This window comes from uncultured Comamonas sp. (assembly GCF_964277875.1).
GTDB classification, from domain to species: Bacteria; Pseudomonadota; Gammaproteobacteria; order Burkholderiales; family Burkholderiaceae_C; genus Comamonas; species Comamonas sediminis.
Window position 1 is genome coordinate 51,710 of the sequence record NZ_CAXYJV010000044.1, and the last position, 17,445, is coordinate 69,154.

Sequence of the window (17,445 nt, forward strand, 5' to 3'; positions counted from 1 at the left end):
CCGCACGGTGTCGCTATTTCTATAGGGATCGGGAGAAGTCGGATCAGCCGGCAGTTGATCATCCGCGCTGGTCGATGGGCTGGAACACCTGGTCTTCCGGCCCCGTGTAATGCGCGCTGGGGCGGATGATCTTGTTGTCCACGCGCTGCTCGATCACATGCGCCGCCCAGCCGCTGGTGCGCGCAATCACAAACAGCGGCGTGAACATCGCAGTGGGCACGCCCATCATGTGGTAGCTCACAGCGCTGAACCAGTCGAGGTTGGGGAACATCTTCTTGACCTCCCACATCACCGTCTCCAGGCGCTCGGCAATGTCGTACATCTTCGTGGAGCCGGCCTCCAGCGACAGCTCCTTGGCGACGCCCTTGATGACAACGTTGCGCGGGTCGCTGACGGTGTAGACGGGGTGGCCAAAGCCGATCACCACCTCCTTGTTCTCCACCCGGCGGCGGATATCGGCCTCGGCAGCATCGGCGCTGTCGTAGCGCTTCTGGATCTCGAAGGCCACCTCGTTGGCGCCGCCGTGCTTGGGGCCGCGCAGCGCGCCAATCGCGCCGGTGATCGACGAATACATGTCGCTGCCGGTACCGGCCACCACACGGGCGGTGAAAGTCGAGGCGTTGAACTCATGCTCGGCATACAGATTGAGCGAGGTGTGCATGGCCCGCTCCCACAGCGCGCTGGGCTTCTTGCCATGCAACAGGTGCAGAAAATGCGCGCCGATGGAGTCGTCATCGGTCTCCACATCGATGCATTTGCCCGAGGTGCTGAAGTGGTACCAGTACAGCAGCATCGAGCCCAGCGAGGCCATCAGGCGGTCGGCAATGTCGCGGGCGCCGGGCAGGTTGTGGTCGTCCTTCTCGGGCAGAGTGCAGCCCAGCACCGATACGCCCGTGCGCATCACATCCATCGGGTGGCTGGCCGCCGGCAGCTGCTCCAGCGCCTGCTTGACGCTGGCGGGCAGGCCGCGCAGTGCTTTGAGCTTGTCCTTGTAGGCCCGCAGTTCCGCCCGGTTGGGCAGCTTGCCATGCACCAGCAGGTGGGCAATTTCCTCAAACTCACAGACCTGGGCCATGTCCAGAATGTCATAGCCCCGGTAGTGCAGGTCATTGCCACTGCGGCCCACGGTGCACAAGGCGGTGTTGCCCGCCGTCACGCCTGAGAGCGCAACCGATTTCTTGGGTTTGAAGGTCGAAGGAGTGGTGGGCGCTGCGGCCTCGGTGGTCGTGGTGGTCATAGCGGGGTTTCCTGGTTCAAATACGCGCAATCAACAGAGACGGGCCGGCCTTTGGCATCGACGGCCACCATTTCAAACAAACCTTTGAGCACCTCTTCGGGCGGTGTACCGGGCAGGTCCGCCAGGCCGGTGACGCAGACGGTCATCGAGCTGCGCCCCACCCGGCTGACCCAGGCACGCAAGGTCAGCCCATGGCCTACCGGTGCCGGTGCCACAAAGTCCACCCGGCTGACTGCCGCCATCACCACCTCACGTTGCGCGAGGCTGCGGGCCGCCAGAAACGCGGCCTTGGCCATCAACTGCAGACCCTGGCCCGCAAACAGCGTGCCGTGGTGGTTGGCCAGCGCCGGCAGTACCAGTTCCTGCAGTTCAACAATGCCGATGGGTTGTGTCATGCTTCGCAATTTACGCAAAATGCCATGCCGTGGATAGCACTGAAATGGCGAATTTCTGCGAATGAAAAGTGCCATTTTGCGAATTTTGCAAATTGATAGAATCCGCAAAATTGGCAAACCCTCGTCGCGACTACTACCCCGGATGAAACAAGAGATCTGGCTATGAAAAAAACCTTCATGGGCGTGAAGCTGCGCAAGCTGCGTGCCGAGCGCAACCTGTCGCAGATTGCGCTGGCCCACGCGCTGGGCCTGTCGCCCAGCTACCTCAACCAGCTGGAGCAAAACCAGCGGCCCTTGACGGTGTCGGTGCTGCTCAAGCTGCACCGCAGCCTGGGGGTGGACATCCAGCAGTTTTCCGAAGACGAGGAGGCACGCCTGGTGGCGGGGCTGCGCGAAGCCCTGGCCGATGCACCCGAGGCCATCGCCCTGCCCGAGCTGCAAGAAGTGGCCGCGCAAATGCCGGCGCTGGGCGCGGCGGTGGTGGCGCTGTACCGCCGCCATCTGGACACCATGCAGCGGCTCGAAGCGCTGTCGCTGCAGTTGGGTGACGACCGCAGCGATGAACGTGCCCATGCCAAAGGGCCGGCCGCGATGCCATTCGAGGTGGTGCGCGATTTCTTCTTCTCGCACCAGAACTATTTCGATGCGGTGGACCGCGCAGCCGAAGACCTGGCGATGCAGGCGCAGGCCCAGGGCGGTCCGCTGGTGGGCTGGCTGGTGCAGCGCCTGGAGCGCGAGCACCAGGTTCAGGTGCAGCAGGTGCAAAGCGCAGGCGCCAGCAAGCGGCAGTTTGACCCGGCCTCGCGCCTGCTGCAGCTGTCACCCACGCTGGCGCCGGCGCAGCAAGCCTTTCAGTTGGCCACGCAGCTGGCGCTGCTGGAGATCGGCCCCCAACTCGACAGCCTCATCCGCGTGCCCGCGCTGGCCGGCGACCCTTCCGCGCAGCGGCTGGCGCGCCTGGGCCTGGCCAACTACTTTGCCGGTGCGCTGCTGCTGCCCTATGGCCCGTTTTTGCAGGCCGCCCAGGCGCTGCGCTACGACATCGACCTGCTGGGCCAGCGCTTTGCCGTCGGCTTTGAAACCGTCTGCCACCGGCTCAGCACCTTGCAGCGGCCCGACAACCCCGGCGTGCCCTTTTTCTTTGTACGCGTAGACCGGGCCGGCAATATCTCCAAGCGCCAGTCGGCCACGCATTTCCATTTCAGCCGCACCGGTGGCACCTGCCCGCTGTGGAATGTCTACGAGGCCTTTGGCCAGCCAGGCCAGGTACTCGCGCAGCTCGCCGCCATGCCCGATGGCCGGCGCTATCTGTGGTTCGCCCGCAGCGTCTCCGGCGGGCAGCGCGGCTATGGCGCCCCCCGCAAGACCTTTTCCATCGGCCTGGGCTGCGACCTGCGCCATGCACCGCAGCTGGTCTATGCCAAGGGCATCGCGCTGGAAGACCCGGAGGCCGCCACCCCCATCGGCATGGGCTGCAAGGTCTGCGAGCGCACGCAGTGCCCGCAGCGGGCGTTTCCGTATGTGGGCACCAAGCTGGCGGTCGATGAAAACACGAGCCACTCAACGCCGTATGGCTCAGCACTTTGACACTGTAGATCTGCTTGTAAACGCCTGGCCAAAGGCCGCAAGCACACGAGATCCGCTGCAGTCATCCCGTTGAAGAGTGAATCTGCTGATTGCCTCTCTATTCGCAGCTGATTTATGCAACAATCGCTGAGCTTTATCTATTTTCATGAAGGAAATGCATGAATGGCCCGTGACCACTACAGCGGATTGCTTGCCTTTGTCGCTGTCGTACGTGAAGGCAATTTCACACGCGCTGCAGCTCGCCTAGGCGTATCCCAATCCGCGCTGAGTCACAGCATCCGGACACTGGAAACCAATCTTGGCATTCGCCTGCTGACACGGACCACCCGCAATGTGTCTCCCACAGAGGCTGGCGAGAGGCTGTACCTGAACATCTCACCGCAGTTGGCAGAAATCGATACGCAGGTACAGGCCTTGAGTGACTTCAGGGACAAGCCCAGCGGCACCATTCGCATCACGGCCACCGATTACGCCATCCGCTCCATCCTCTGGCCCAAGATAGGCAAGTTCCTGCTCCAGTACCCGGATATCAAGATTGAACTAGTGAGCGACTACGCCATGAGTGACATCGCCGCGGACCGCTACGATGCCGGTGTTCGTTTTGGCGAGTCCCTGGCGCAAGACATGATCGCTGTGCGGATTGGGCCAGACATGCGCTTTGCACTGGTAGCAACCAAGGGCTACTTCCATAAAAAGCCAGCTCCCAGTACACCGCACGACCTGGTGCAGCACCAATGCGTGAATTTGCGCCTGCCTACACACGGAGGCCTGTATGCCTGGGAGTTCAAGAACCCGGAAGGCCGAGAGTTCAGCGTGCGCGTCGATGGGCAACTGATCGTCAGCAGCATCTACGAAGCAGTGGAAGGTGCCCTGGCCGGGTTCGGATTGGCCTACGTGCCTGAACCCATGGTCGAGTCCTATCTGGCCAAGGGACGGCTGGTCCGCATTCTGGAGGACTGGTGTCCGCTGTGGTCTGGATACCATTTGTACTATCCCAGCAGAAGACAACCCTCCCAGGCTATGAAACTGCTGATCGATGAGTTGAGGTACCAGCCATAGCGGCCGAAACTAGGTAGCAAGCATGGGCCGCCGCCACAGCCGAGCGGCGATAGCAGCAGTGCACAGCACCACCAACGCGCTGGCAAGATAAACCGCAGCAAGCCCGGCCTGACCCGCCACCCAGCCCAGTGCGGGACTGCCAATAGCCATGGCCACATCCAGGAATGCCGTGTAGATGCCCATGGCCAGCCCCCGGTTCTCCGGCGATGTTCCGCGCACAGCCTCAACCCCAAGACCCGGGTAAACCAGCGAATAGCCAAATCCCGCAATGGCCGCGCCTGCAGATGCGGCAACAGGACTGCGCGCCAGCCACATGAGCAGCAAACCACCCGCCTGCACCAGCACGAAGACCAGCGCAACCTTTGCGCCACCTATTCTGTCGGGCAGATGCCCCGCGACGATGCGCGCAAAAATAAGTGCCACACCGAAGGCGCTGAAGGCCAGCCAGATGGGCTGCCATTGCTGCTCAGCGTAGAACAAGGAGCTGAACGCCAGAATCGCGCAGTAGCCGATGCTGGCCGTGGCGGCGCCCAGTCCGGGCAACCAGACCGACCCCAGCACTGATTTCAGCGCAGATTGCGCTTTGAGCGGATGCGGCGGCAGAGCTGGCAGGTGCCACAAGGCCACAAGCACCAGAAGCGGCAGCAGTGCCGTCACCAAGGCGATCGCGATAAAACCATAGGCCGAAAAGATTTGCGTGCCCACAGGTCCGCCGAGAGCCATCGCAGCGAACATCGCAGTGCCTACCCATGCAATGACCTTGCCTGCCTGTGATTTGTCAACCAGACCCAGTCCCCAGCTGACGCCGCCTGTGATGATGAAACTTTCTGCACCACCGAGCAATGCCCGGCCCAACAGAAGAATCGATACGGACAGCATGGGCTGGCTGGCAAAGACCAAAGACAACAGATAAAGCAGCCCGGATACGGTGGCAGCTACGAGACCTACCACCACCCCTCGCTTGGGGCCGTATTTGTCAGAAAACGATCCGGCCCAGACCCGTGATACCAATGAAGCGGCGAACTGTGCGCCTGCGACCAGCCCGACAACGAAGGTGCCATAGCCCAGATCACTTCTAACATGAAGGGGAAGAACAGGGAGAGCCAATCCGATGATCAGAAACCCTGCAAGCACTGCAGCCATGATGGGCAGGAGAACCCCCAGGCTAGAACGGGTGGAGGCGTTGGTTGTGTTGTTGTTCATGAGAAAGCCCTGTGACCCATTCGCGCGGCGCCCTCGCGTTACTTAGCGGCCGGCACTGAAGAATCTCCCGATAAAAATGGGAACACGCGCAAAACCCACCTAGGTGGCACGCCACCTGTGCGGCACACACTTGCGCGAAGGGAAAAATGTCCAGGAGAAAAAATTGACCCGCTGCAGCAAGCTGGTCAAGCCGCAAGCATGTCGTTGCAATTTTGTAGATGCGCCACCGTTATGGGGGCATCAGTTCAAACAGCACGTGGATGTCGCCCACGTTCGCTAGCTTCTCCACGCCGGAGTCAATGCGACCCACCTTCTGTAGCTCACTGATGCGCTCACCGTTCTGCGCATACATGATCACAAAGCTGTGGCGGGGCGCCCAATAGACGATGTCGCCGACGTCGTAGCCACTCGTCGTCTTTTGCTCAGCCGGTAGCGGCTGCGCAAAACGGTAGACGAGCTCACGGGAGTACAAATCCATCATGGGCACAGTAAGAGGGAACAACGCAGCCAGCGCTCTGCTGGTTGCGTTGTCCTGAAAGGTCGCAGTGAGCACCTGGCCTCCGGCTGTGATTTTGACTTTGATGCCACAGCTGGCCTTACCATCGGCGGCCATCACCGTCATGGGCAGGATGGCGGCCAATGCCATGGTCCATATCTTTGTTGTCGGCATGTCAATGCTCCTGGGTATGCGCCTGAGCGGAAGTCAGCTTCGTCAGAGCGCAGCACACTGGCCGCACCCCTCCGATGCTTGCAGAGCCAGCCTTCTTAGGAAGAAGCGGCATTGCGCAGATGCTGGTTAAAGAATGAAGTCAGCTTCGGCCAAGGGATGATCTCGGTGCGGTCGTAAAGATCAATGCGGTTAGCGCCATCGATGACAACCAGCTCTTTAGGCTCAGCCGCCAATTTGAAAGCCGTTTCGGTGTAACCACGCGATGGAGCGATGGCGCCCACCACGAAGAGAATAGGACGCGGCGAGATGGCCTCGATACCGTTGAACGGGTAGTAGTTCATGAACTTGGCGTAAGTAGCCGGCGTCGTCCTGCGATTGTTGGATGCGACCTTGCCACGCGCGGTTTCGTAAAAATCACGAGACTCTGCGGCTTCCAGGAACACCGGGTCGTTTTGGCCTGGGCCGTGTATGGGCTGGCCCGTCTCGAACTCCTTCCAGCGATTCGCAGAGGCGATCTGCAGATCTTTACTGCGCGTCTCAACCGTGCGTTCACCTCTGATTCCAGTGCGGTAGTACTCGCCCATGTCATACATGCTGACGGTCGCAACCGCTTTGATGCGTGGATCTATCTTTGCTGCCGCAAGGGAGAACCCACCGCTGGCACAGACGCCGATGACACCGATTTGCTCACGCGCCACGAAGTCTCGCGTCCCCAGAAAGTCAACCGCAGCGCTGAAGTTTTCCACATAGATGTCGGGCAGCACGGCGCCCCGGGGCTCTCCTGCACTTTGACCCCAGAATGACTGGTCGAAAGTGAGCGTGACATAGCCCTGCTCTGCCATCTTGGTGGCATACAGGTTGGCGGCCTGTTGGCGCACAGCACCGTAGGGATGACCGACCACCAATGCCGGTGCCTTCTTGTTGGGCTCCAACGCCTTGGGTGTAAACAAGGTGCCGACGACCTCCATGCCCAGGGTATTTTTAAAACGGACTTCCTGGCTGTTGACGTCCTTGCTGACGTAGAAGTTGTCTGCCCCTCGCGACATATCAGGGCCTGACGCATTCGCAAAGCTGGTGCCGCTGGCGAAGGCCGCTGCGGTGAGCACAGCGCCCCCCGCCAGAATTTTTCGGCGCTCGGTAGAAATGGGATCAGTCTTCAACTGGGGATGGTGTGTATGGGACATAGGATGTTCCTTGGGTTGTTATTGGTGGTTGGATGCAAGAGGAGTCGGCATCCGTCCAGGGTCCTGCTGAAGAATGGCAAGTGCATGGGTGTTCAGGGGCGGTTTGACGCCATCAGGTGCCGCAGCTACCAGGCGCAAAGTCCTCTCCAATCCGCTGACATTTGCACTCCGCATTCGGTCGAATGTGAAGACAAAATCGTTCTTCCCCTGTGGCTGGTGGCAGCCCATGCAGCGTGCTACGTTCTCAGAGCGATTGACAGATCGATCCGGTGCGAAGGACTGGAACTCCCAGTCGCCGTTGCGCACTTGCGGGTCATGCTTTTCTCCCCAGCCTTGGCGTTTCTCCATCACCACGTAGCGGAAAAGGCGGCCATCGCGGTAGTCCTCCATCGTGATGACAGTGCCACTCGGAAGAGGTTGGTTCTTCTTGGCAGCGTCAATGGCTTCGCTGCTGGTAAAAATCTCTTCTCGGATGTTCCCGCGCTCCACCGTGGCGTAGTGAACGCCGCGCTGGTAGCCCTCTGGAAACGCCACCCGCGTGTTGCCTTGTGACCAGGCATCATTGGCCACTGCTGTTAAAGCCATGAGCAGGGTTAAAGGCACGAGGCTGGCCTGAAGACCAGGTCGTCTGTTCGTGGGCTTCATCATGCGGGCCGCTTGGAAAAGGCATCCTTGACCACAGGCATTGCTGAAAAGACGTTGGGCCAACCGGCGTAGTAAGCCAGCTGGGTCAGCGTTTCAGACACCTCGCCCTGGGTCAATCCGTTGTCCATGGCTTTATTCAGATGAACCGGCACCTGAGCCACCTGACCGACGGCAATCAATGCGCTGAAGGTCACCAAGCTTCGATCTCGGGGGCTCAGACCCGGCCGCAACCAAAGATCGCGAAACAGCACATCCGTAGTGGCTTGAACCACGCCCGGCGCCACTGCGCCGAAGTTTGCTTCTACGCGTTCAGCACGGCTTGCCTCGGACTTCTCATCCAGTGCAAGCAGCCCGCCCTGCGCCGCAGGCAGTGCCTCTATGCCAATGCTGCGGTCCACAAACACCGACCGGGCAGCTGTCACAGCACTCATGGCATTGCCAAGGCTGGCATAGAAAGCCAGATGCGTAATGAGCTCGGACACCTCAGCGGGCGTCACGCCGTTGTCCAGGGCAAACGCGATCTGGTTGCCAAGCTCAGTCGATTGGTTTCGCGCGATTTGCGCGGACAGCGTGATGAGGCTGCGATCGCGGCGAGACAGGCCTGGGCGATTCCAGAGTCCAGCGTCAATCGTCTGCGCCGTGAATCGGGCCAGACCTGGTGAAACGGCTGCAATCTGCTCTGCCGATGGGCCTGTGCTTCGGGATGCTGGCTTGCCGGCTGGGGCTGGCTGTTTGCTGGCACAGGCCGTGAGCAGGAACGCTGCCGATGCGGCAAGCAAGAGGTGTGTTTTCATATCGTTCTTTCTAAAGCGTGCCCACACGCGCTCAACGCTTGCCGTAATCCGCATCACTGACTTGCTCCATCCAGGCGACGTTCTTGCCGTCCAGGTGGGGAGGGACTGCAACATGGCTCATCGCGTTTTTTTCAGTAGCCCCATGCCAATGTTTGACACCTGCCGGAATCCAGACCGCATCCCCGGCTTTCAGGGCTTGCACAGCCTGTCCTTCTTGCTGAACCCAGCCATTCCCCACCGTCACATACAGCCACTGGCCTGCGGGATGTGAATGCCACGCGGTGCGAGCCCCTGGTGCAAAGGCCACCAAGCCGGAGCCGGCGAATGCCGCGCTGCCCTTGGTCGTCAAGGCATCGATCGAGACGTTCCCAGAAAACTGCGACGGGTCACCGGGGCGAGTGGGATGTTGCCCACCGTGCGTGATCTCAATGCCTTGGGCATACACGGTGCTAGCAGCGACAGAAGCCAGTACGCCGGCGGTTGCCAAAATTTTCTTCATCTCAATTCCTTTATGGACAGGGTCATGACATCAGCAGCGCTTGCGTTATGAAAATTCTGTTGACGCTGAGGTTCCGAAACACCCTCGATCGCCTCACTTCATCCGGACTCAAGTGGCTGGCTCTGCCTCTGACGAGCAGATGAAATCCAGTTCAACGAAGGCTGAAAAAAGAAGGCATCGGGGCAATGAAGTAGTGAGTCTGACCACCACGATTCCTTTTGTTAAGAACCGGAATTCGATTGCAAATATGAGAATTTTTCATTAAAAAGACGCGTCGATATGGGTGATGACGGGCTGCGATCCAAGGGGCAGACAGCGCCCTTGCAACCACCGCCTCGTTTGGCACGTCGTCGTCACCAAGCTGGATACGCCTTTTTAGGGACCGCAACTCCATCGCAAGGCCGCATGCTTCTTGCGCAGAAGGTGGACTCATGAAATTCCTACATAAGTGCCATCGATTGCCGCAGGTACCGGCCTGCGGTTTTTGCACCTAGAGTGGGCACACCTCTTGGGCGGTCGCTCGTCCGCCTGGCTTTCATTGCCCCATCACTCAGGACATCAGATGAAGATTTCCAGCATCGCCAACGTATTTCTCAAGCTGCTTTTCGCAGTCGCTCTCGGATATGCATGGATGCCATACGCGTCCGCACACCACGGTTGGAGTTCCTTCAACACCCGCCATGCCTATTTCGCCGCAGGCACAGTGACCTATGTACGCTGGGGAAATCCGCACAGCGAAGTGCGCCTCAAGGTGGAGACCACGAAGCTGCCGGCCAATTGGAAAAGCCGTGCCGCCCCTCCCGGCGCAGACCCAGGCAGCGCTCTCGCGACCATGAATTCGGCCCGGCCCTACGGTGGCGAACAAAAGGAACTGCGCCTGGTGCTTGCAGGCCCCGAGTGGATGGAACGCTGGGGCCTGGACCGCGCGTTGAAAGTAGGCGAGAAAATGGAAGTCGTTGGATTTCTCAGTGCCAGCCAGGACCGTGAATTGCGTCCGATGATGTTCTGGCTAGCAAACGGTCAGGGCGTATGGCAGCAACTGACCTCACTGCCACAACAGCCAGAATCAGCGCCCGCCGCACCGTCGAAATAAACCGAATGTTCCGGGACATCTTGGGAGCTATTGAACGCTCAGGGGCTGGAGAAGTCGTACGCACTACCCCCGTCCTCTACCCTGTCCTGATGAGCTTGCATGTATTGGGCATTGCACTGCTGATCGGGCCAGCGTTCATCGTCGACCTGCGTTTGCTCGGCCTGGCACGCGGACACGTTCCCGTCACCGTCACCATGCGCCATCTGCTGCCGTTGTCGCATCTGGGATTTGGCATCGTCCTGTGCACCGGACTGCCCATGTTCAGCGCCATTGCGCTGGCGGTGGGCGAAAGTCCTGCTGCCGTTTGGAAGTTTGGCCTGATCGTTATTGCGGGCTTTAATATTCTCATCTTTCACCAGGGAATTTATAAAACCGTCATGACCTGGGACGAAGAGCAGACTCCACCAACATCGGCAAAAGCCGCAGCCTTGATTTCCATGCTGTGCTGGACGGGTACTGTTTTTGCAGGACGCTTCTTGGCTTATTAAAATACCTCATCCATTTACCCAACCATTTATACAAATATAAATATGCGACCCAAAATAATCTGCCACATGATAGGCTCGATCGACGGCCGTCTTATTTCCAACCGCTGGACGCCATTACCCGACAGTGCGGGTAAAAACAAGGTCTTGGAGATATACGAAGAATCTGCAGCAAAGTTGGGGGCACAGGGCTGGATCGTGGGGCGGAAGACCATGGCCGAGATGGTGCGGGGCGCAGAACATGCTTCCAAAACCTCGTCCCAAGCGACTGCAAGAACCAGCCACATGGGTAATCGCCAACAGCGCAATCTGGCCATTACGATTGATCCTTTGGGAAAGCTCCACTATGGCGTGGACCATATCGGCAAAGAGCACCTCGTCACTGTACTGGGCAGCCGAGTCTCGGAGGACTATCTCGCTGAGCTACGTGCCGACGGGGTTTCTTATCTATTTGCCGGAGATGATGGCCATGACCTTGCCACCGCCATGGGCTGCATCAGTGCTGATTTTCAAACCGAATGCTTGCTTTTGGAGGGCGGAGGAACCATCAATGGTGCATTTCTCAAAGCGGACCTCATTGATGAAATCAGCCTATTGGTTTATCCAGGCATAGACGGCTTGGCGGGCATCCCCAGCATATTTGATTACCAAGGCAAAGATGCCAACGAGCGGCCCGCTTCCGGACGAAGACTGCGGCTCATGTCAGTCGAAACGCTGGAAGCAGAAGTGGTTTGGATGCGTTATCGCGTTGAAAGACAGCAGTGATAACCCAAGTGATATCTATTCACTTGCTTAACATCATGACAGTGGAGTGTTAGTCGGCCCTAAAAATGCCGCATCCTGAAATTGGCGAAAAGTCAGCAATCCATTTATTAATACCAGGCCAGACCACAGATACAGCGGCGGAATATCAAATAGCCGCCAACAGCTGCCCAAAGCGCGTCTCCACATACTGCGCCGTCTGGCTGCGCTGCGCACCCTGGCGCCACAGCATGCGCACCGACAGCCGGGGCAGCGCCAGTGCCGGGCAAGGCACTTCGCGCAGCGCCTGGCGGTTGCCTTCGTAGTGCGCAATATTGACCGGCAGCACCGCCCAGCCCAGGTTGTCGGCCACCATGTCTGCGATGTTGTAGAAGCTGTCCGAGCGCCAGACGCGCGGGCTGTAGGCGCGCTCATGCACGTCCTCGGTATGCATCAGCAACTGCCGGTGCTGGGCCAGCGCCTGCAGGCTCACGGCCTGGCCATCGGCCAGCGGGTGGTCGGCGGCCACAAACACGCCCTGGGGCACGGTGCCCAGGTGGCGCTGCTCAAAATGGTGCAGCACGGGCCCCCGGTCGATGTGGATGGCGATGCCGGCGCGCCCCTGGGCCACATAGTCGGCCACCTCGGTGGCGGTGCCGTTGAGCAGCAGCAACTCCAGGCTCGGAAACCGCTGCGCCATCTCGCGCAGCATGGTCGCCACGGCGGTATAGGGCAGCGCCTCGTCAATCGCCAGTGCCAGCTCGGCATCGGCCCCGCCGCTGAGCGCCTGCGCGCGCTGGTCCAGCTGCTCGGCCTGGCGCAGCAGCTCGCGCGCCTCCAGCAGCAGCACCCGGCCCGCATCGGTCAGTTGGGCATTGCGGTGCGAGCGGTCAAACAGCACCACGCCCAGATCTACCTCCAGCATGCCCACCGCGGTGCTGACAGCAGATTGCGCCTTGCCCAGGCTGCGTGCAGCGGCTGAGAAAGAGCCGCTGTCGGCGGTGGCCACAAACTGCCGCAATTGTTCAATGGTCCATTCCATTGCCTGGCACTGTAACGCATTCATCTGTTTTATTGATGGATTCCAACTTTATCAATCTATTTTTATGGCGCAATATCCAGGCTATGCAATCGATCAACCAACAAGCACCCGCCCTGACGATGGCCTGGTGCCACGACCCCGCACAGTCGCCAGCGATCCTGGCGCTGTTCATGGGCCAGCTCAGTCCCCATTACATCTCCCATGGCGAGCTGCAGTCCCCGCGCGCCATCGCACCGGGCCAATGGAGCCCCCAGCTGGCCGACCACATGGCCCGGCAGATTGAGACCACCTTGGCCGCGCCCGAAGCCAACGCAATGCAGCGCATCGCCATCGCCCACCAGGGCGATGCGCTGGTCGGCATCGCCTTTGTCTCGCTCGACGAGGAGCAGCGCGCACCCACGCCGTTTGCCACCTTGGATGACCTGGTCGTCAGCCCCGCCGCACGCGGCCAGGGCCTGGGCCAGGCGCTGTTTGGCTGGGTCTGCGCGCAGCTGCAGGCTGAAGGTCTGCAACGCCTGTTTCTGGAAAGCGGCATCGGCAACCAGGGCGCGCACCGGCTGTTCGAGCGCCTGGGCTGCCGGCCCGTGTCCGTCACGATGATGAAAGAACTGGGAGTCTGACCATGGCACTGCATTCCAGAAGATGGCTGGTGCTGGCCATCGTATCCATGGCCCTGCTGCTGATCGTCGTCGACATGACGGTGCTCTACACCGCGCTGCCCACACTCACCCATGACCTGGCCGCGTCCACCTCGATGAAGCTGTGGATCGTCAACGCCTATGCGCTGGTCGTCGCCGGCCTGCTGCTGAGCACCGGCGCTTTAGGCGACCGCCTGGGCTACCGGCGCATGTTCATGCTCGGGCTGGTGGTCTTTGGCACCGCCTCGCTGGCGGCCGCCTATTCCCCCAATGCAGCCATGTTGATTGCCGCCCGCGCGCTGCTGGGCGTGGGCGCGGCCATCATGATGCCCGCGACCCTGGCCATCATCCGCATGAGCTTTCCCGACCAGCGCGAGCGCTCGGTGGCCATTGGCATCTGGGCCTCGGTCGCCTCGGGCGGCGCGGCGCTGGGCCCTGTCGTCGGCGGCGTGCTGCTGGAGTACTTCTGGTGGGGCTCGGTGTTTTTGGTCAATGTGCCTATCGTGGCGCTGGCGCTGGTGCTGACCGTGTGGCTGATTCCCGCAGACCGCCTCCAGCACAAGGCCAGCCTGGCTGGCTGGGACTACACCAGCTCGCTGCAGGCGATGGTCGCCATGGTCAGCCTGGTGCTCAGCATCAAGGAGCTGGCCAAGCCTGCGCCGTCACTGGGCTTTGCCGCGCTGATGGGCATCCTCAGCGCCGTGGTGCTGGCGGTCTTTATCCGCCGCCAGCTCAGCCGGCCCCAGCCGCTGATCGAGCTGCGCCTGTTCCGCATTCCCACGTTCTCGGGCGGTGTGATTGCCGCCGTGGTGGCAGCCGTCGCGTTGGTGGGCGTGGAGCTGGTGTTCAGCCAGCGCCTGCAACTGGTGCTGGGGCTGAGCCCGCTGCAAGCGGGGCTGGCGATCTTGCCGATCCCGGTGGCGGCCTTTGTGGCCGGCCCCATCGCCGGCTGGGCGCTGTCGCGCTTTGGCACGCACCGACTGATTCTGGCGGGGCTGTTGGTCAGCGCCGTGGCGCTGTGTGCATTAACGATGAGCCTCAACACGGGCGCCCACAGCCTGCAGAAAATTGCCGTGCTGGCCGTCCTGGGCCTGGGTGTGGGCGCCACCATCACCGCAGCCTCCAATGCGGTGATGAACAGCGCGCCGCCCGAGCACGCGGGCATGGCCGCCTCGGTCGAAGAGGTCTCCTACGAGTTTGGCGGCGTGCTGGGCGTCGCGCTCCTGGGCAGCGTGCTGTCTTGGCGCTATACCAGCAGCCTGGTGCTGCCGGCCAACCTGCAGGCCACCGGCGCCAGCGATGGCATCGATGCCGCGTTGCTGGCTGCAGAAAAGTTGCCGCCCGAGGCAGCGGCCCAGCTGCTGGGCCTGGCCCACGCGGCGTTTGACCAGGGCTTTATGGCGGTGATGGCCACTGCCGTGGTGCTGGTATTGGCCGCAGCGCTGGCGGTGGCGCTGCTGCGCAGCCGTGGTCAGCAACAGGCCACCGTGGGGCACCGCAGCGGCGCGGTGGCCAGCGAAGGGCACTGACCTAGAAAAAGTCCTTGTCGGGCAGCGGCTCGCCATGCACGGCCAGCTTGCCCAAGGCCAGCGCCTTGTACAGCGCCGGGTTGTGCGATGCCACGGTGCGGGCATTGCGCCAGTGGCGGTCCAGGTTCTGCGTGCGCAAGGTGGAGGAGGCGCCGCCCAGGTCAAACACTGCCGTGCCGGCCTGCAGCACCAGGCCATCGACGATGAGCTTGGCCTTGGCAGCCAGCACGGCGGCATGGTGGGCGGTGTCTTTCAGCGCGGGGTCGCCCTCCGCCGTGGCCAGCGAGGCATCCTGCGCATGGCTGGCCGCAGCCATCACTGCCTCAGCGGCAAACAGCTGGGCCGACAGATCGCCGACGATCTTCAGCAGCAACGGGTCTTCTGCCGGCGTATCGGCAGCGGCAAAGAAAAAGCCCTTGCGCGACCGCTTGTGCAGCATCGCCGACGCATCACGCACAATGGCCCGCAAGATGCCGGTGTTCACCGCCGTCAGGAACAGCTGGGGCAAGGTGCTTTTGTAGGGCCGGCTGTAGCCGGTGCCGGCGCTGTCCACGATGATCTCCTCGGGCTCCACCCGCACGCTGTCGAACAAGGTGGTGCCGCTGCCGGTCATGCGCTGGCCCATGGCATCCCAGTCATCGACCAGATTCACGCCTTCGCGCCGCGTGGGGATGATGGCAGTGACATCGCGCTCCTGCGCGTCGCGTGCCCGCACGATGACGAAATCCGCATACAGGCTGCCAGTGCTGTAGAACTTGGCGCCGGTCATGCGAAAGTGGGCGCCGTCGGGCACCAGGCGTGTGAAGGTCTTTTCGCCGCTTCTGGCCTGTGCCAGCTCGGTGTTGGCGAGGCCGAAGATCGCCCCCTGGGCCACCTGATCGCGCCAGAAATGCGCCTGCGCACTGACCGGGTTGCGCGCGAAGCGCTCCACAAAGACAAAGTGGTTGCGCAAGATATGCGCAACGTTGGAATCGGCTGCGCCCAGCGCTATCACCTGCTCCATCAGCCCCGCCATGCTGGCCCCTGTGCCGCCATCGGCCACCGGCAGGCGGTAGGCGCCAAAGCGGCGGTCCTTCAAGGCCTGGATCTGCGCAAACGGCAGAATGCGCTTTTCCTCGCGCTCGGCCGAGCCGGCGGCGATCTCGTCAAACAGCGCTTGCCAGTCGGTGCGGGCGGTTCCGCTGGCCGCGCTCTGTGCTGCGGGGGTCAGGGTCTGGGGAGGGTCGATTTTCATAAACGGTTCTGCAAAAAGCGCGGGCCGGGCCCGGCGGGGGTGTTGTAAGAGGGGCTCAGGCCGCAGCCAGCCCCAGGTTGCCGCGCAAGGTGCTGGCGTTATAGGTTTCGCGGTAGACCCCTGCCTTGCGCAGCAGCGGCACCACCTGGTCGACAAAGTCCTCCAGCCCCGAGGGCAGCACGTCATGCATCAGGTTGAAGCCATCGATGGCGCCACTGCGGAACCAGGTCAGCATGTAGTCGGCCACCTGCTCGGGCGTGCCGACGATGGTGTTGTGGTTGCTGCCGCCGCCGTTTTGCGCGCGGATCAGCTCGCGCACCGTCCAGCCATGGCTGCGCGCCTTGTCCAGCACATTCTTCGCAAAGGTGGTCATGCCGTTGCCTGGCAGTTGCAGGTCAGCGGGCAGCGGCTGGTCCAGGTCGGCATGGCCAAAGCGGGTCTGCAGCAGGTCGGACAGGTAGTTGAGCCCCTGCTCGATGGGCACCAGGTCGGCCAGCGCCCGGGCGCGCTGCTGCGCGGCCTGCTCGGTGCCGCCCAGCACGGTGACCAGGCCGGGGAACACCTTGACGGCGCTGGTGGCACGGCCCAGTGCCTTGAGCCGGGTATCCAGCGCTTGGCGGTAGCCTTGCGCCTGCGCTAGCGACGGCGCCAACGTAAACACCGCATCGGCATGATGGGCGGCCAGGTCCAGGCCGGCATCCGAGCCGCCGGCCTGCACCACCAGCGGCCGGCCTTGCGGGCTGGGCGGCACGTTGATGGGCCCTTCGACCGAGAAGAACTCGCCGTGGTGGGCGATCGGACGGATCTGCGCCGGGTCAAAGTACTGGCCCGTTGCGCGGTCGGCCACAATGCCGCCGGGCCCCCAGCTGGCCCACAGGTCCTTGAGCACCTGGCTGAACTCTGCCGCGCGCCGGTAGCGGTCGGCATGCGCCAGCGGCGCGCTGCGGCCAAAGTTGCGCGCAGCCTCCACATCGGCTGAGGTGACGATGTTCACCCCCGAGCGACCGCCACTGACCAGATCCAGCGACGCAAAGCGCCGCGCGATATTGAAGGGCTCGTTGTACGAGGAGGACACGGTCGCCAGCAGACCGATGTGCTGGGTCTTGGCTGCGATCAGGGCCAGCAGAATGCTGGGTTCGATCGCCGGAAACGGGCGATGCAGGCTGTTGCCGGGAAAGGCCGCGCGGTCCGAGAAGAACACCGCGTCAAAGCCGCCCCGCTCTGCCGTCTGCGCCAGGCGCACAAAGTAGTCGGGGGTCACCGGCCACAGCGGGTCGTTCTGCGGCCACAGCCAGGCAGCGGCATGGGCCCCTGCGCCGTAGATATTGAGGTTGAGGTGGAGTTGGGGGGGCTGGCTCATCGTGTTCTACACACTGTGGGAATCAAAAAATGGGGTCAGCGCAGGCGCTG

General features: G+C 61.8%; 18 protein-coding genes. 7 read left to right on the plus strand and 11 right to left on the minus strand.

Translation table 11 applies throughout. From position 1 onward, the window contains the following. Positions 1 to 58: 58 nt before the first annotated feature. Together prpC and ACHWUQ_RS17850 are read right to left on the minus strand one after the other, a co-directional pair. Positions 59 to 1,237: a 2-methylcitrate synthase gene (gene prpC / locus ACHWUQ_RS17845; protein ID WP_394681935.1), complete on the minus strand. Its 1,179-nt coding sequence runs from the start codon at positions 1,235 to 1,237 to the stop codon at positions 59 to 61. Then, on the minus strand, positions 1,234 to 1,632 hold the full coding sequence (locus ACHWUQ_RS17850; protein ID WP_313336007.1) for an acyl-CoA thioesterase: 399 nt from the start codon (positions 1,630 to 1,632) through the stop codon (positions 1,234 to 1,236). Before ACHWUQ_RS17850 ends, prpC begins: the two co-directional genes overlap by 4 nt. A 162-nt stretch (positions 1,633 to 1,794) precedes the next feature. On the opposite strand from ACHWUQ_RS17850, the gene ACHWUQ_RS17855 reads away from it, so the two are divergent. Both ACHWUQ_RS17855 and ACHWUQ_RS17860 read left to right on the plus strand, forming a co-directional pair. After that, positions 1,795 to 3,219, plus strand: a complete 1,425-nt coding sequence (locus ACHWUQ_RS17855; RefSeq protein ID WP_394681936.1) for a short-chain fatty acyl-CoA regulator family protein — start codon at positions 1,795 to 1,797, stop codon at positions 3,217 to 3,219. A 162-nt stretch (positions 3,220 to 3,381) separates the two neighbouring features. Further along, on the plus strand, positions 3,382 to 4,278 hold the full coding sequence (locus ACHWUQ_RS17860; protein WP_312526703.1) for a LysR family transcriptional regulator: 897 nt from the start codon (positions 3,382 to 3,384) through the stop codon (positions 4,276 to 4,278). Between the two features lie 9 nt (positions 4,279 to 4,287). Here the strand turns inward: ACHWUQ_RS17860 and ACHWUQ_RS17865 are convergent, their stop codons facing one another. The 6 genes from ACHWUQ_RS17865 to ACHWUQ_RS17890 form a co-directional block, all read right to left on the minus strand. After that, positions 4,288 to 5,481, minus strand: a complete 1,194-nt coding sequence (locus ACHWUQ_RS17865; RefSeq protein WP_394681937.1) for an arabinose transporter — start codon at positions 5,479 to 5,481, stop codon at positions 4,288 to 4,290. A gap of 229 nt (positions 5,482 to 5,710) precedes the next feature. Then, positions 5,711 to 6,151, minus strand: a complete 441-nt coding sequence (locus ACHWUQ_RS17870) for a cyclophilin-like fold protein (RefSeq protein ID WP_394681938.1) — start codon at positions 6,149 to 6,151, stop codon at positions 5,711 to 5,713. A 95-nt stretch (positions 6,152 to 6,246) separates the two neighbouring features. After that, complete coding sequence (locus ACHWUQ_RS17875) at positions 6,247 to 7,335, minus strand: alpha/beta hydrolase (RefSeq protein ID WP_394681939.1); 1,089 nt, start codon at positions 7,333 to 7,335, stop codon at positions 6,247 to 6,249. Between the two features lie 18 nt (positions 7,336 to 7,353). Next, positions 7,354 to 7,983 carry a cytochrome P460 family protein gene (locus ACHWUQ_RS17880; RefSeq protein ID WP_394681940.1) on the minus strand — a complete coding sequence of 210 codons (630 nt, stop codon included), beginning with the start codon at positions 7,981 to 7,983 and terminating at the stop codon, positions 7,354 to 7,356. Beyond that, entirely contained in the window at positions 7,980 to 8,774 is a 795-nt protein-coding gene (locus tag ACHWUQ_RS17885; RefSeq protein WP_394681941.1) for a carboxymuconolactone decarboxylase family protein, read from the minus strand. The genes ACHWUQ_RS17880 and ACHWUQ_RS17885 overlap by 4 nt, the downstream gene beginning before the upstream one ends. A 31-nt stretch (positions 8,775 to 8,805) precedes the next feature. Beyond that, a complete protein-coding gene (locus ACHWUQ_RS17890; protein ID WP_394681942.1) occupies positions 8,806 to 9,273 on the minus strand; it encodes a cupin domain-containing protein in 468 nt (155 codons plus the stop codon). A gap of 562 nt (positions 9,274 to 9,835) precedes the next feature. On the opposite strand from ACHWUQ_RS17890, the gene ACHWUQ_RS17895 reads away from it, so the two are divergent. Genes ACHWUQ_RS17895 through ACHWUQ_RS17905 form a run of 3 tightly spaced genes read left to right on the plus strand, consistent with a single transcriptional unit; the run spans position 9,836 to position 11,616 of the window. After that, entirely contained in the window at positions 9,836 to 10,366 is a 531-nt protein-coding gene (locus tag ACHWUQ_RS17895; protein ID WP_394681943.1) for a hypothetical protein, read from the plus strand. A 5-nt stretch (positions 10,367 to 10,371) separates the two neighbouring features. Then, positions 10,372 to 10,854: a DUF6644 family protein gene (locus tag ACHWUQ_RS17900; protein ID WP_394681944.1), complete on the plus strand. Its 483-nt coding sequence runs from the start codon at positions 10,372 to 10,374 to the stop codon at positions 10,852 to 10,854. Positions 10,855 to 10,896: 42 nt separating this feature from the next. Further along, the gene (locus ACHWUQ_RS17905) at positions 10,897 to 11,616 is read left to right on the plus strand and encodes a dihydrofolate reductase family protein (RefSeq protein ID WP_394681945.1); all 720 of its coding nucleotides are present in this window, start codon (positions 10,897 to 10,899) and stop codon (positions 11,614 to 11,616) included. 145 nt (positions 11,617 to 11,761) lie between these two features. Here ACHWUQ_RS17905 and ACHWUQ_RS17910 read toward each other — a convergent pair whose 3' ends face one another. Further along, the gene (locus tag ACHWUQ_RS17910) at positions 11,762 to 12,634 is read right to left on the minus strand and encodes a LysR family transcriptional regulator (RefSeq protein WP_394681946.1); all 873 of its coding nucleotides are present in this window, start codon (positions 12,632 to 12,634) and stop codon (positions 11,762 to 11,764) included. A gap of 83 nt (positions 12,635 to 12,717) precedes the next feature. On the opposite strand from ACHWUQ_RS17910, the gene ACHWUQ_RS17915 reads away from it, so the two are divergent. Together ACHWUQ_RS17915 and ACHWUQ_RS17920 are read left to right on the plus strand one after the other, a co-directional pair. Continuing rightward, complete coding sequence (locus ACHWUQ_RS17915) at positions 12,718 to 13,254, plus strand: GNAT family N-acetyltransferase (protein WP_394681947.1); 537 nt, start codon at positions 12,718 to 12,720, stop codon at positions 13,252 to 13,254. 2 nt (positions 13,255 to 13,256) lie between these two features. After that, the gene (locus ACHWUQ_RS17920; protein ID WP_394681948.1) at positions 13,257 to 14,801 is read left to right on the plus strand and encodes an MFS transporter; all 1,545 of its coding nucleotides are present in this window, start codon (positions 13,257 to 13,259) and stop codon (positions 14,799 to 14,801) included. 1 nt (position 14,802) lies between these two features. Here the strand turns inward: ACHWUQ_RS17920 and ACHWUQ_RS17925 are convergent, their stop codons facing one another. Both ACHWUQ_RS17925 and ACHWUQ_RS17930 read right to left on the minus strand, forming a co-directional pair. Then, positions 14,803 to 16,035, minus strand: coding sequence for an acyl-CoA dehydrogenase (locus ACHWUQ_RS17925; RefSeq protein ID WP_394681949.1), 1,233 nt, complete (start codon positions 16,033 to 16,035; stop codon positions 14,803 to 14,805). A gap of 55 nt (positions 16,036 to 16,090) precedes the next feature. Next, on the minus strand, positions 16,091 to 17,395 hold the full coding sequence (locus ACHWUQ_RS17930; protein ID WP_394681950.1) for an NtaA/DmoA family FMN-dependent monooxygenase: 1,305 nt from the start codon (positions 17,393 to 17,395) through the stop codon (positions 16,091 to 16,093). Positions 17,396 to 17,445 lie beyond the last annotated feature (50 nt).